We start from the raw sequence: 12,240 nt of genomic DNA, 5'->3' as shown, positions 1-12,240 counted from the left end.
ATGATCCACTCCCCCTACATTCGTAAACCGGCCAGCGTTCAGCAGGTGATGTTGACCGTGCTGCTGGCGCTGGTGCCCGGCATTGCCGCCTATGTGTGGCAGATCGGTGCCGGCATTTTAGTCAACCTGTTGCTTGCCAGTGTCGTGGCGCTGGCCGCCGAAGCGCTGATGCTGCGCCTGCGTAAGCGGCCGGTCATGCGCACTCTGGGCGATTTGTCGGCACTGGTCACCGCCTGGCTGGTGGCGCTTTGTCTGCCGACCATCGTACCGTGGTGGCTGACCACGCTGGCGGTCCTGGTGGCCATCGTCGCCGCCAAGCACCTTTATGGCGGCCTGGGACAAAACCCTTTCAACCCGGCAATGGTGGCCTATTGCACGATGATCGTTGCCTATCCGGCGCTGATGTCGCAGTGGCCGCCGGCCGGCCAGCTTGATTTTGCCACCCAGCTCGAGCTCATTTTGGGCGGTGCACGCAACCTGGACGCCATCACCGGTGCCACCGCGCTGGACGCCCTGCGTACCGGCCTGCGGACGGGCGCGGGCGATGTGGCCACGCTGCTGCAACAGCAGCCGGCTTTCGGGGCACTCGGCGGACGTGGCTGGGAATGGGTAGCGGCCGGCTATCTGCTCGGCGGGCTCTTTCTGCTGGCGCGCGGCGTCATCACCTGGCACATGCCGAGCGCCTTCATCGTTGCGCTGACTGTCATCGCTGGCCTGTTTTGGCTGGTGCATCCGGAACAATACGCCTCGCCGCTATTTCATCTGGCCAGTGGCGGCGCCATGCTGGCGGCCTTCTTCATTGTGACCGACCCGGTCTCGGGCGCCACCACGCCACGCGGCAAACTGTTGTTCGCTACGGGCGTAGCGATCATCGCTTACCTGATCCGCAATTTCGGCGCCTACCCGGAAGGCATCGCCTTCGCTGTATTGCTGATGAACATGTGCGTGCCGCTGATCGACATGAAAACCCAGCCGCGCGTGTTCGGTCATCGCGGAGATCGCCCATGAGCGCCCGCTATACGGCCGTGCGTACCGCGCTGCGCACCGCAGCCATCATGCTGATTTTCAGCCTGCTATTTACTGCGGCCATGGCTTACACCTACCGGCTCACCCGCCCCACCATCGAAGCCTCGGCTCAGGCAGAAAAGATGCGCCTCATCAATGAGGTATTGCCAGCCGACCGCTACGACAACGCGCTCCTCGAAGACATGGTCAAACTTGGCCCCACCCCGGCACTCGGCTTGGACGGCGGCGGCGTGGTCTATCGCGCGCGCAAGGACGGCGCGCCAGTGGCCTTGGTGCTCGAAGCGGTGGCCCACGACGGCTACGGAGGCGATATCGACCTAATTCTCGCGGTCACCTCCGATGGGCGTATCGGCGGCGTGCGTGTCGTCCGCCACAAAGAAACTCCAGGTCTGGGCGACTACATCGACCCAAAGAAAGACCGCAACAAAGAACGGCCGTGGATCGGCCAGTTTGCCGGCATCGGCATGGAAGATGTCGCGCCGGCCGTATGGAAAGTCAAGCGTGACGGCGGCGTGTTCGATGCCCACACTGGCGCCACGATCAGCGCCCGCGCAGTAACCCATGCGACCGGTCGTGCGCTTGCCTTTGCGGTGGCGCATCGCGATGCGCTGTTTGCCGCCGCTTCCGGCAGTACCCTGACTGCCAAGGAATGATTGCCATGGACATGCAAAGATTGCGCGAAACCGCTCATAACGGCCTGTGGAAACAAAATCCCGGCTTGGTGCAGTTGCTTGGCCTGTGCCCGATCCTGGCGATCAGTACCAGCATGGTCAATGCAGTCAGCTTGGGGCTGGCAACCATTCTAGTGATGGCGGTGGCCAATTTGGCGGTCGCTAGCCTGCGCAACTTCATTCCCTATGAAATCCGCATTCCGGTGTTCATCCTCATCATCGCCGCCCTGGTCACCATGGTGGATCTCGCTTTTAACGCTTATCTCCATGGCTTGTATTTGGTACTTGGCATCTTCATTCCGCTGATCGTCACCAACTGCATCGTGCTTGCCCGGGTGGAAGCCTATGCGGCCAAGAACGATCCGATCAGCTCCACGATAGACGGCGTGATGATGGGCCTTGGTCTGGTGTGGGTACTGGCTGTGTTGGGCGGCCTGCGGGAGTTGATCGGCAGTGGCACGCTGTTGTCGGGCATCGATTTACTTTTTCCCGCGCTGTCGGCCATCGAGGTATTCGGCGAAGATTATCCCGGCTTTTTGATTGCCATCCTGCCGCCGGGCGCCTTCTTTGCGCTTGGCGTGCTGATTGCGCTATTCAATTGGATCAATCAACGTGCCAGTGCGCGTCAGCGTGCCCAGCGGCATCCGGCGGCCGCCACGGCTGCGCAAGACAAGCCGACCGGCGCGCCAGCGGCGGGTTGAGCGCATGATGAAGCGTGCGGCCATCGGCGAGTTTTTCCGCCGGCTCGCTGAGGCCAACCCTCACCCCACGACCGAACTCGAATACCGCACACCCTACCAATTGCTGGTGGCAGTGGTGCTTTCGGCTCAAGCCACCGACAAAAGCGTCAACCTCGCCACCCGCAAGCTTTTTGCCGCTGCCCCCACCCCGGAGGCGATGACAGCCCTGGGTGAAGAAGGCGTGGCCGAATACATCAAGACCATCGGCCTGTTCCGCACCAAGGCAAAAAACACCGTGGCGCTGTCACGCCAATTGCTGGAACGCCACGGCGGTGCGGTGCCGCATGATCGTGCCGCGCTCGAAGCCCTGCCCGGCGTCGGCCGCAAGACCGCCAATGTGGTGCTCAACACCGTATTCGGCGATCCGGTCATCGCAGTCGACACCCACATCTTTCGTCTGGCCAACCGCACCGGGCTTGCCCCCGGCAAAGACGTATTGGCCGTGGAACAGGCGCTGATGCGCCGCATCCCCAAAAACTACCTCAAAGACGCCCACCACTGGCTGATTCTGCACGGGCGCTATGTTTGCACCGCCCGCAAGCCCGACTGCGCCGCCTGTATCGTGCGCGATCTGTGCCAATATCGCGATAAAACCGCCTGAACGCCGGAGACCGAAACCATGTTCAATCCCTCGCGCGAGCAGGTGCGCAACTTCTTCATCCAGGCTTGGCGCAAGCGGCGCGCCGGCGAAGCGCTGAGCGCACTGGAATCGATCGCGGTCGACATCATCGCCTTGCATCCGGAATACCACCGCGTGCTGGAAGACCCGGCCGCAATCGACCGTGAATTCAGTCCGGACGATGGGCAGATCAACCCTTTTCTGCACCTGTCGCTGCATCTGGCAATCGAAGAACAGCTCTCGATCGATCAGCCGCCCGGCATCCGTGCCGCAGTAGCCAGCCTGCAACTGCGCCGCGGCGACCGCCACGCCGCCTTGCATGAGGTGCTCGAATGCCTGGGCGAAACAGTATTCAACGCCCAGCGCCACAACGCACCGCCGGACGGCGCGGCCTACCTTGAATGCGTACGCCGGCGCGCCAGCACCCTCGGCTAAGCACCGCGCTTGCCCGCGCCCGGCGAAGCACCTCCCCTGCGGGCCGTTTCACCCGCTCAACGCCCCAGAAGCGGCCGTTCGCAGCGCAGATCGGCAAACGGCCCACTCACCCGCTCCCAGCCCGGCCCAGGCGGCACCTGCGCGCAATACAAAGCACCGTCGGCCTTGCTGCGCCACAAATACCACGGCGCAGGCGCAGCCGACGCCGGGGACGACGACAGCACGATACCCAGCAGCAATAGCCCGGAGGCAAACGGCAAACGAACGCTGAACATGATGGGGCGCGGCCTGATGGTGTGCACACAATAGGTCTTCAGTCGCCACGCTTCAACCGCTCCACGCCCACATGCCGCTGTTGCCGCGCCTCATTTACACGGTAGCATGCGAGTTCCGAAACCTTTGCGGAGCGCTACGGCATGTCTAGCACCTGGATTGTCATCGCCATTGTCGTCGTCCTCGCCGGCTACTTGGTGGTCATTTACAACGGCTTGGTCGCCTTACGTAATCGGGTCAAGAACGCCTTTTCACAGATCGACGTGCAGTTGCAACGGCGCTATGACCTGATTCCTAATCTGGTGGAAACCGCCAAGGCTTACATGCAGCATGAGCGTGACACGCTCGAAGCGGTCATCCAGGCGCGTAACCAGGCCCAATCCGCGGCGCGGCGCGCCGAGGACAATCCGGGCGATACCACGGCGATGCAGGCGTTGATGGGTGCCGAAAACGTGCTGGGCAGCGCACTGGGTCGATTCTTTGCCCTGGCCGAGGACTATCCGGACCTCAAAGCCAACCAGAACATGGCGCAATTGCAGGAAGAGCTGGCCAGTACCGAAAACCGCATCGCCTTTGCCCGTCAGGCCTACAACGATGCCGTGACGGCGTACAACATCAAGCGCGAGCAGTTTCCCGACTCGCTGGTGGCCAACAGCTTCGGCTTCAAACCGGCCGAGCAATGGACCCTGGATGACAGCGTGGCGCGCCAGCCGGTGAAGGTGAGCTTCAACTAGGCGGTTGCCGGCAATGGATTTCTTCGCCGCGCAGGACCGTGCCCGGCGTACCAGCCGCTGGCTGGTGGGCTGGTTCGCCGCGGCGGTGGTGGCGATCGTGCTGGTCATCTACCTGGCGCTCGCCTTCGTGCTCGGCCTGGGTGAGAGCCGGCCGCCGGGCGCGCCGCCGCCCTCGCTATGGCAACCCGATCTGTTCCTCACCAGCGCGGCGGGGATCGGTGGCTTCATCCTGCTCGGTTCGCTGTACAAGATCATCGCGCTCGCCCGCGGCGGCGGCGCCGCGGTGGCCGAAGCACTGGGCGGGCGGCTGGTGGCTCGCGACAGCCACGACCCGCTGGAGCGTCGCCTGATCAACGTGGTGGATGAGATGGCGATTGCCGCCGGCCTGCCCGCGCCGCCGGTCTACCTCCTTGACGCCGAACAAGGCATCAACGCCTTCGCCGCGGGCAGCGGCACCACCGAGGCAGTGGTCGCGGTCACCCGCGGCGCCCTGGAAGCGCTGTCGCGCGACGAGCTGCAGGGCGTGATCGCGCACGAGTTCAGCCACATCCTCAACGGCGACATGCGCCTCAACCTGCGCCTGATGGGCGTGCTGCACGGCATTTTGCTGCTCACCCTCATCGGCCGCATCCTGCTGCGCGGCGCACGCGGCTCGGACAAGGGCGCCGCACCGCTCGTGCTGATGGGGCTGGTGCTGATGGTGGTCGGCTACATCGGCGTGCTGTTCGGCAACATCATCAAAGCGGCGGTCTCGCGCCAGCGCGAATATCTGGCCGACGCCGCGGCGGTGCAGTTTACCCGCAACCCGTCCGGGATCGCCGGGGCGCTCAAGCGCATCGCCGGCTACGGCTCGGAAATTCGCCATCCGCGCGCGGAAGAAACAAGCCACATGTTCTTTGGCAGTGGGCTGGCGCTGTCGCGCTTGTTTGCGACCCATCCACCGATTGAGGAGCGTATCCGCCGCATCGACCCGAACTTCGAACCAGACAAGATACAGCCCGCTGCCCCCCTTTCCGATCCCGCCGAGGTCGACGACGGCTCGGGCATGGCGGACGGAACGCTTGTCGCCGGGTTCGCTGGCCCTGCCGCCGGCCCGCAGCGGCTGTCGGCGGAAGGCTTGGCGGCCACGGCCGGTACGGTCCTGCCGGCGCACATGAACTACGCCCGCGATCTGCTCGCCGCGCTGCCGCCGGCCCTGCACGAGGCCGCTCACCGCCCTGGCGACGCTCAGGCGCTGGTCTTCGCGTTGCTGCTGTCGGCCGACGCCGGCATCGCGCACAAGCAGCTCGACCAAGTTCGCGCGGCGCACGGTCCGGCCCTTGCCGAGCGCAGCGCTGCCTTGCGGGCCGCGGTCGTGACGGCCGGCGCAGCCTTGCGCCTGCCTCTGCTCGACCTTGCTCTGCCAACGCTCAAAGAGCTGTCCCTGGAGGCCCGTCGCACCCTGCTTACCACCGCCGACGCACTGGTACGTGCCGACGGCCGGGTATCGCTGTTCGAATACGCGTTGCAGCATCTGCTGCGTGTGGTGCTGCAAGGACGTCGCAACGGGCCACGGGTTGCCGCCCTGGCCACACCGACCCGTCTGAAGGAAGATTGTGGTGTGCTGTTCAGCCTGCTGGCCCGAGTTGGACACCGGACCGAATGCGATGTCGAAGCAGCCTTCAGCCGCGCCGCCGGCCTTGCCCCGCTGGACGGCCCCTACTGCCTGCTGAGCGCCGCGGATCTTGGCCCGGCCCGCATCGACGCAGCGCTCGAACGCCTTGCCGTCAGTTCGCCACCATTCCGCAAGCGCCTGCTGGAAGCCTGCGCCGCCGCAGTGCTGCACGACGGGCAGGTCGCGCCGCAAGAGTACGAACTGCTGCGTACGATCGGCGAGGCGTTGGACTGCCCGCTGCCGCCGCTACCGCCGCTCTCCGCAGACTGATGCAGCGGTTCAGCGCTTGAGGTACAAGCCCTGCTGGCTGGCAAACCAGGCTGCCAGATCGCGCAAATCCTGATTCGAAAGCCCCTCGACCTGGGCGGCCATGATCGGATTTTTACGGGTGCCCAGTTGGTAGGCGCGCAGCGCATGGAACAAATAATCTTCATGCTGCCCGCCAATGCGCGGAAACTCAGGCGACGGACTGTTGCCGTCCGGCCCATGGCAGGCGGCACACACCGCGGATTTCTGTTGCCCGCGGACCGGGTCGCCGCCCGCCAGCGCCGGACTGCTCAGCAGCAGGGCAGCGGCGGCCACGGCCAGCGGCAGCGTGCGGAACAAGGGGGTTGGATTGCTCGCTCGCATCGCCCTCTCCTACCTTGCAGTGCCGTAGTACGCGGCAAGATCGGCCATGTCCTGCTCGCTCAGGCTCTCGGCGATGCCGCGCATGGTGGGGTGGCTGCGCTCGCCGCTCTTGTAGGACTGCAGCGCGCGGACGATGTACTCCGGGTGCTGCCCGCCTAGCTTGGGCACCGGATAGACGTCCGGAAAGGTGGTGCGGTAGCCGGGAATGCCGTGGCAGCCGATGCACATGGAAATCTTGCTGCGGGCCGCTTGTGGGTCGCCCTTGGGCGGGCCGTTGTCCGCCGGCGCGGGGCCAGCGGCGATGGCCAGCACGCTTGCAACGATGAAACTCCGTCCCTGCATGGTGTCTCCTCCGTTGGGTCGGAATTCAGGCACTGCTGAAAAAGCGCTTGCCGGACATGCGCCGGACCTGTTTGAATTTGCTGTCCGGGCGCCTTTTTTTGCGCTGATTCTATGCCGCTGCGAAAGCCAAAGGCAAACGATTCCCGAATCGGGACAAACCCTTACATGGCCTGATCAGCCACCGAAACCCAGCAAGGCGGCCACGCCCAGAACCAGGAAGATGAGCGCCGCAATGCCGTGCACCAGGCGCACCGGCAGCCGCTCGGCCAGCCGCCCGCCGACCAGCACCGCCGGCACGTTGGCGATCATCATGCCCAGCGTGGTACCGACCACCACCATGGCAAAGTCCCCGTACTGCGCCGCCAACGCAACCGTGGCCACCTGGGTTTTATCGCCCATCTCGGCAAGAAAAAACGCCGCCAGCGTCGTGCCGAACACGCCGAAGCGCAGCGGGCGCACCTCCTCCTCGTCCAGCTTGTCGGGCACCATGATCCACACCGCCATGGCGATAAAGGACACGCCCAACACCCAACGCAGCAGATCGGGCCCAAGGACGGTGGTCACCCAGGCGCCGACCGCCGCGGCAAAGGCGTGGTTGGCAAGCGTGGCAACCAAAATGCCGGCAATGATGGGCCAGTGCTTGCGAAAGCGCGCAGCGAGCACAAAAGACAGCAACTGGGTCTTGTCGCCGATTTCGGCGAGCGCGACGATACCGGTGGAAACGAGGAAAGCGTCCATGAAAGGGAAGACTCCGGGCCGGCGTTAACCCATGACCGCGCCACACCCCCGGCCCTATGCGGGGCAGCACGGTCAAAGGTCTCGCCAGGCGGTGCACGGCGCGATGCGCGCGTGCCTGCTGCCTGCACCATGTCCTTGCCGGACAAGTCTGTTGATGCAGACCCCGGTCGCGATGCCGGGCGGCTACTCCCCGATGACGGGGGCGCATTCTACGCAAGCGCGATCCACGCTGCAATGCATTGCAGCCCTCCCATGCCCTCTATAATCCTTGTATTGCTTCAAGGAAATCGACATGCGCTTCGAAGGCACCCCAAACTACGTTGCGACCCCGGATCTGATGCTGGCGGTCAACGCCGCCATCACCTTGCAAAGGCCGCTACTGATCAAAGGCGAACCGGGCACCGGCAAAACCATGCTGGCCGAGGAGGTCGCGCGTGCACTCAATCTTCCGCTGCTGCAGTGGCACATCAAGTCCACCACCAAGGCCCAGCAGGGCCTCTACGAGTACGACGCGGTCTCGCGCCTGCGCGATTCGCAACTGGGCGAGGATCGCGTCAAGGACATTGCCAACTACATCGTCAAAGGCGTGCTGTGGCAAGCGTTCGAAGCCGACACCCCGACCGTGGTGCTGATCGACGAAATCGACAAAGCCGACATCGAATTCCCCAACGACCTGTTGCGCGAACTGGACCGCATGGAGTTTCATGTCTATGAAACCCGCCAGACCGTGCGCGCGCGCCACCGCCCGCTAGTGTTCATCACCTCGAACAACGAGAAAGAACTGCCGGACGCCTTCCTGCGGCGTTGTTTTTTCCACTACATCAAATTCCCCGACCGCGACACCATGCGGGCAATCGTGGAGGTGCATTTCCCCGGTTTGAAAAAGGCGCTGCTTACCGAAGCGCTGGAAGTGTTCTTCGGTCTGCGCGAGATACCCGGGCTGAAGAAAAAACCTTCCACCTCAGAGCTGCTCGACTGGTTGAAGCTTTTGATGGCCGAGGACATTCCGCCCGAGGCGCTCAAGAGCCGCGACAACAAAGAGGTCGTGCCACCGCTGGCCGGTGCGCTACTCAAAAACGAGCAAGACTTGCATCTTTTCGAGCGGCTGGTGTTCATGGCGCGTCATAACCGCTGATCCGGGTCATGCTGATCGATTTTTTCCTGCATCTGAAAGCACGCCGGCTGCCGGTATCGACACGTGAATACCTGACCCTGCTGGAAGGGCTGCGTGCCCGGGTGTGCGGCCATGACATGGAAGCGTTCTATCACTTCGCGCGCGCCTGCCTGGTGAAGGACGAAACGCTTTACGACCGCTTCGACCAGGCTTTTGGCGAGTACTTCAAAGGGGTGAGCGAGATCCCCGGCCTGGAGGCCGAGCTACCGGAAGAATGGTTGCGCGCGATGATGAAAAAGCACCTCAGCCCCGAGGAGCGATCGCGACTGGAAAAACTCGGCTGGGAGCGGCTGATGGAAGAGTTCCGCAAGCGCCTGGCCGAACAGAAGGGGCGACACCAGGGGGGCAACAAGTGGATCGGCACCGGCGGTTCATCGCCCTTCGGCAACAGCGGCACCCACCCGGAAGGTATCCGCATAGGCGGCGACTCGGCCGGCAACCGCACCGCGGTCAAGGTGTGGGACAAGCGCGAATTCCGCAATCTTGACGACAATGTGGCACTGGGCACCCGCAACATCAAGCTGGCACTACGGCGCCTGCGCCGCTTTGCGCGCGAAGGCGCCGCCGAGGAACTGGACCTTCCGGGCACCATCGCCGCCACCGCAAAAAACGCCGGCTGGCTGGATCTGCTGATGCGCCCGGAGCGCCACAACGCGGTCAAGGTGCTGCTTTTCCTGGATGTAGGCGGCTCGATGGATGACCACGTCAAGGTGTGCGAAGAGCTGTTTTCTGCCTGTCGCAGCGAATTCAAACACCTGGAGTACTATTATTTTCACAACTGTGTTTATGAAAGCGTGTGGCGCGACAGCACCCGCCGACACCAGGAACGCACCCCGCTGATCGATGTGATCCACCGTTACGGGCCTGACTACAAGCTGATTTTTGTCGGCGACGCCACCATGAGCCCCTACGAAATCCTGCACCCGCACGGCTCCATCGAACACATGAATACCGAGCCCGGCGCGGTCTGGCTGCGGCGTTTGCTGGACGCTTATCCCGCAGCGGTGTGGCTCAACCCGGAGCCCGAACGCCTGTGGCCTTACCGCAGGTCGATCGAGATCATCCGCCAGTTGGTCGGCGAACGCATGTTTCCACTCACCCTGGCGGGCTTGGCGGGGGCCATCGCGCTGTTGAGCCGACATCACTGACCCTGCTCAATCAACCGCAAAAACCCGATCAAGAATGCTCAAACGCATCCCGGTCAAACATCTCAAACCCGGCATGTTCATCCATGAACTCTGTGGTTCATGGATGGAACACCCGTTTTGGCGCAGCTCCTTTCTGCTCGACGATCCGGCCGACATCCGCCGCATTGTCGAATGCGGCATCCACGAGGTGTGGATCGATACCGCCCGTGGCGCGGACGTGCTCGAACATCCGGAAGAAGCGGTAGCCAAGGCGGAAAGCGATGCCGCGGTGGAGCGCCAGTTGCAGCGCGCAGCCGCAACAGCGATCACCCCGCGGGTGGCCATGCGCGAAGAACTGGCCCGGGCAGCGCAAATCTGTGCCCGCTCCAAAGCGGCCGTGGTGTCGATGTTCAACGAAGCGCGCATGGGCCGGGCGATACACGCTGCCGAGGCCCTGCCGCTGGTCGATGAGATTTCCCAATCGGTAGCGCGCAACCCGGGCGCGTTGATCAGTCTGGCACGGCTCAAGACCGCCGACGACTATACCTACATGCACTCGGTGGCGGTGTGCGCGCTGATGATCGCCCTGGCCCGCCAACTTGGTCTGCCGGAAGAACATTGGCGTCAGGCCGGACTGGCCGGCCTGCTGCATGACATTGGCAAGGCCGCCATCCCACTGGAAGTATTGAACAAACCGGGCAAGCTGACCGATGCCGAGTTTGAGATCATCAAGTCACACCCGGTGCGCGGACACCAGATGCTGTGCGAGGCGGGCGGGGCCGACGACGTGGCGCTGGACGTTTGCCTGCACCATCATGAAAAAACCGACGGCAGCGGCTATCCGCACCATCTCAAGGCCGACGAAATCAGCCTGTTCGCCAAAATGGGCGCAGTGTGCGACGTCTATGATGCAATCACATCGAACCGCCCCTACAAGGCCGGCTGGGACCCTGCGGAGTCGATCCGGAGGATGGCCGAGTGGAGCAAAGGGCATTTCGATGAGACCGTCTTTCAGGCCTTCGTGCGCAGTGTGGGCATTTATCCGGTCGGCTCACTGGTACGGCTGGAATCCGGCCGCTTGGCGGTGGTAATCGAGCAAGGCGCAAAATCCCTGCTCAAGCCAAAACTGCGGGTGTTTTACTCCACCCGGGCCGATGCCCACCTCAAACCGGAGGTGCTCGATCTGGCCCGTCCGGGTTGCACCGAGCGCATCGTTGGCACCGAAGACCCGGCACGCTGGCACTTCAAACATCTGGACCGATTCTGGCAAACCGACTGAGCCAACGGCGCTCGCACCTTCAAGGCGCCCGATAATTTTTCTCGGTCATCAGGTCCACGCCGCACTCCAGTTGCTCGACCCAGTCGATGAAGCGGCCGACCATTTCCTTGCCGACGAAGCGCGCGCCGTGCTGCGGCACGATCATTTCGATATCCAGGCTGCGCGCCATCTTGGCCCACAGGCGGCAGATCTTGTTGGACACCATGTAGCGGCGGTGGAAGCCCTCCATGAGCGGCAGGTGCCGATCAAAATCCTGTACCGGTTCCGAGGCCTGACCATGATCGACCAGCGATGCGCCCAGGTCGCCTGAAAACAGGATGCGCGAGACCGGATCGTAAAACTGGAAGTTGCCTTCCGAATGCAGGAAGTGAGCGGGCAGCGCCTTGATCCTGCAGCTACCCAAGGGGATCAACATGCCCTCATCCGGAATACCGATGGTGCGTGCCGAATAGTCTCGGCCAGAGGTGAAATGCGGCAAAAAGCGTGTCCACAGCTTGGAAATCAGCACCCGGGCGCTGGTGGTGACCATCCATTTGTTCAACGACGCGATGATGTCCGGATCCGGATGGGAAGCAAGGATATAGTCCAGATTGCGGATCGGAAAGAAGCGCTGCATGCCCATCAGCAGGCCGTTGTAAGTCATATTGCCGCCCGGATCGATCAATGCGCCATGATCGCCATCGACCACCAGAAACTGGTTGGCCTGGACTGCATGCTCCGCCTCTTCATGTACCAAATCGTAGAACGCCAGGCACACATGTTTGCCGTCATTGTAAAGTTCGACTGCCATGATTGTTT

15 protein-coding genes and 1 riboswitch are annotated in these 12,240 nt (G+C 63.2%); of the genes, 10 read left to right on the top strand and 5 right to left on the bottom strand.

Annotation, left to right across the window (positions count from 1 at the left end; translation table 11 throughout):
• The 5 genes from DIE29_RS05905 to DIE29_RS05885 are packed head-to-tail and all read left to right on the top strand — an operon-like array spanning window position 1 to window position 3,491.
• Window positions 1-1,008 (top strand): RnfABCDGE type electron transport complex subunit D, encoded by a 1,008-nt coding sequence (locus tag DIE29_RS05905; RefSeq protein ID WP_102041972.1) that lies wholly within the window; start codon window positions 1-3, stop codon window positions 1,006-1,008.
• Window positions 1,005-1,679 (top strand): RnfABCDGE type electron transport complex subunit G, encoded by a 675-nt coding sequence (locus DIE29_RS05900; protein ID WP_102041973.1) that lies wholly within the window; start codon window positions 1,005-1,007, stop codon window positions 1,677-1,679. The genes DIE29_RS05905 and DIE29_RS05900 overlap by 4 nt, the downstream gene beginning before the upstream one ends.
• 5 nt (window positions 1,680-1,684) lie before the next feature.
• Entirely contained in the window at window positions 1,685-2,398 is a 714-nt protein-coding gene (locus DIE29_RS05895; protein ID WP_102043214.1) for an electron transport complex subunit E, read from the top strand.
• Between the two features lie 7 nt (window positions 2,399-2,405).
• Window positions 2,406-3,038, top strand: coding sequence for an endonuclease III (gene nth / locus DIE29_RS05890; protein WP_102043215.1), 633 nt, complete (start codon window positions 2,406-2,408; stop codon window positions 3,036-3,038).
• Between the two features lie 18 nt (window positions 3,039-3,056).
• Window positions 3,057-3,491 (top strand): DUF1841 family protein, encoded by a 435-nt coding sequence (locus DIE29_RS05885; protein WP_102041974.1) that lies wholly within the window; start codon window positions 3,057-3,059, stop codon window positions 3,489-3,491.
• Window positions 3,492-3,547: 56 nt separating this feature from the next.
• On the opposite strand, the gene DIE29_RS05880 is transcribed toward DIE29_RS05885, so the two are convergent.
• Window positions 3,548-3,766, bottom strand: coding sequence for a hypothetical protein (locus DIE29_RS05880; RefSeq protein ID WP_102041975.1), 219 nt, complete (start codon window positions 3,764-3,766; stop codon window positions 3,548-3,550).
• A 141-nt stretch (window positions 3,767-3,907) separates the two neighbouring features.
• Between DIE29_RS05880 and DIE29_RS05875 the strand changes: the two genes are divergently transcribed.
• Window positions 3,908-4,498 carry a LemA family protein gene (locus DIE29_RS05875; RefSeq protein WP_102041976.1) on the top strand — a complete coding sequence of 197 codons (591 nt, stop codon included), beginning with the start codon at window positions 3,908-3,910 and terminating at the stop codon, window positions 4,496-4,498.
• Between the two features lie 13 nt (window positions 4,499-4,511).
• Window positions 4,512-6,422, top strand: coding sequence for a M48 family metallopeptidase (locus DIE29_RS05870; RefSeq protein WP_114649453.1), 1,911 nt, complete (start codon window positions 4,512-4,514; stop codon window positions 6,420-6,422).
• Between the two features lie 9 nt (window positions 6,423-6,431).
• Here the strand turns inward: DIE29_RS05870 and DIE29_RS05865 are convergent, their stop codons facing one another.
• The 3 genes from DIE29_RS05865 to DIE29_RS05855 all read right to left on the bottom strand — a co-directional run bounded on the left by DIE29_RS05865 (window position 6,432) and on the right by DIE29_RS05855 (window position 7,862).
• Complete coding sequence (locus DIE29_RS05865) at window positions 6,432-6,782, bottom strand: c-type cytochrome (RefSeq protein WP_108080250.1); 351 nt, start codon at window positions 6,780-6,782, stop codon at window positions 6,432-6,434.
• 9 nt (window positions 6,783-6,791) lie between these two features.
• Window positions 6,792-7,124 (bottom strand): c-type cytochrome, encoded by a 333-nt coding sequence (locus DIE29_RS05860; protein WP_114649452.1) that lies wholly within the window; start codon window positions 7,122-7,124, stop codon window positions 6,792-6,794.
• A gap of 174 nt (window positions 7,125-7,298) precedes the next feature.
• Window positions 7,299-7,862 (bottom strand): TMEM165/GDT1 family protein, encoded by a 564-nt coding sequence (locus DIE29_RS05855; protein WP_114649451.1) that lies wholly within the window; start codon window positions 7,860-7,862, stop codon window positions 7,299-7,301.
• A gap of 85 nt (window positions 7,863-7,947) precedes the next feature.
• Window positions 7,948-8,066, bottom strand: a riboswitch (yybP-ykoY riboswitch).
• An 88-nt stretch (window positions 8,067-8,154) separates the two neighbouring features.
• Between DIE29_RS05855 and DIE29_RS05850 the strand changes: the two genes are divergently transcribed.
• From DIE29_RS05850 to DIE29_RS05840, 3 genes are read left to right on the top strand one after another with little or no spacing between them, the layout of a single operon-like run.
• Complete coding sequence (locus tag DIE29_RS05850; protein WP_102041981.1) at window positions 8,155-8,997, top strand: AAA family ATPase; 843 nt, start codon at window positions 8,155-8,157, stop codon at window positions 8,995-8,997.
• An 8-nt stretch (window positions 8,998-9,005) separates the two neighbouring features.
• Entirely contained in the window at window positions 9,006-10,184 is a 1,179-nt protein-coding gene (locus DIE29_RS05845; protein WP_102041982.1) for a vWA domain-containing protein, read from the top strand.
• Window positions 10,185-10,218: 34 nt separating this feature from the next.
• Entirely contained in the window at window positions 10,219-11,442 is a 1,224-nt protein-coding gene (locus DIE29_RS05840) for an HD-GYP domain-containing protein (protein ID WP_102041983.1), read from the top strand.
• A gap of 19 nt (window positions 11,443-11,461) precedes the next feature.
• Here DIE29_RS05840 and DIE29_RS05835 read toward each other — a convergent pair whose 3' ends face one another.
• Window positions 11,462-12,232, bottom strand: a complete 771-nt coding sequence (locus DIE29_RS05835; RefSeq protein ID WP_102041984.1) for an oxygen-binding di-iron domain-containing protein — start codon at window positions 12,230-12,232, stop codon at window positions 11,462-11,464.
• Window positions 12,233-12,240 lie beyond the last annotated feature (8 nt).

This window comes from Pseudothauera hydrothermalis (assembly GCF_003345255.1).
Lineage (GTDB): Bacteria > Pseudomonadota > Gammaproteobacteria > Burkholderiales > Rhodocyclaceae > Pseudothauera > Pseudothauera hydrothermalis.
This window is presented reverse-complemented; position numbering and strand designations above follow the sequence as displayed.

Coding starts and splice junctions, on each gene's coding strand:
- DIE29_RS05865 (WP_108080250.1), bottom strand. CDS start 6,782: ATGCGAGCGAGCAATCCAACCCCCTTGTTCCGCACGCTGCCGCTGGCC.
- DIE29_RS05845 (WP_102041982.1), top strand. CDS start 9,006: ATGCTGATCGATTTTTTCCTGCATCTGAAAGCACGCCGGCTGCCGGTA.
- DIE29_RS05870 (WP_114649453.1), top strand. CDS start 4,512: ATGGATTTCTTCGCCGCGCAGGACCGTGCCCGGCGTACCAGCCGCTGG.
- DIE29_RS05880 (WP_102041975.1), bottom strand. CDS start 3,766: ATGTTCAGCGTTCGTTTGCCGTTTGCCTCCGGGCTATTGCTGCTGGGT.
- DIE29_RS05850 (WP_102041981.1), top strand. CDS start 8,155: ATGCGCTTCGAAGGCACCCCAAACTACGTTGCGACCCCGGATCTGATG.
- DIE29_RS05900 (WP_102041973.1), top strand. CDS start 1,005: ATGAGCGCCCGCTATACGGCCGTGCGTACCGCGCTGCGCACCGCAGCC.
- DIE29_RS05905 (WP_102041972.1), top strand. CDS start 1: ATGATCCACTCCCCCTACATTCGTAAACCGGCCAGCGTTCAGCAGGTG.
- DIE29_RS05855 (WP_114649451.1), bottom strand. CDS start 7,862: ATGGACGCTTTCCTCGTTTCCACCGGTATCGTCGCGCTCGCCGAAATC.
- nth (WP_102043215.1), top strand. CDS start 2,406: ATGAAGCGTGCGGCCATCGGCGAGTTTTTCCGCCGGCTCGCTGAGGCC.
- DIE29_RS05895 (WP_102043214.1), top strand. CDS start 1,685: ATGGACATGCAAAGATTGCGCGAAACCGCTCATAACGGCCTGTGGAAA.
- DIE29_RS05875 (WP_102041976.1), top strand. CDS start 3,908: ATGTCTAGCACCTGGATTGTCATCGCCATTGTCGTCGTCCTCGCCGGC.
- DIE29_RS05885 (WP_102041974.1), top strand. CDS start 3,057: ATGTTCAATCCCTCGCGCGAGCAGGTGCGCAACTTCTTCATCCAGGCT.
- DIE29_RS05860 (WP_114649452.1), bottom strand. CDS start 7,124: ATGCAGGGACGGAGTTTCATCGTTGCAAGCGTGCTGGCCATCGCCGCT.
- DIE29_RS05835 (WP_102041984.1), bottom strand. CDS start 12,232: ATGGCAGTCGAACTTTACAATGACGGCAAACATGTGTGCCTGGCGTTC.
- DIE29_RS05840 (WP_102041983.1), top strand. CDS start 10,219: ATGCTCAAACGCATCCCGGTCAAACATCTCAAACCCGGCATGTTCATC.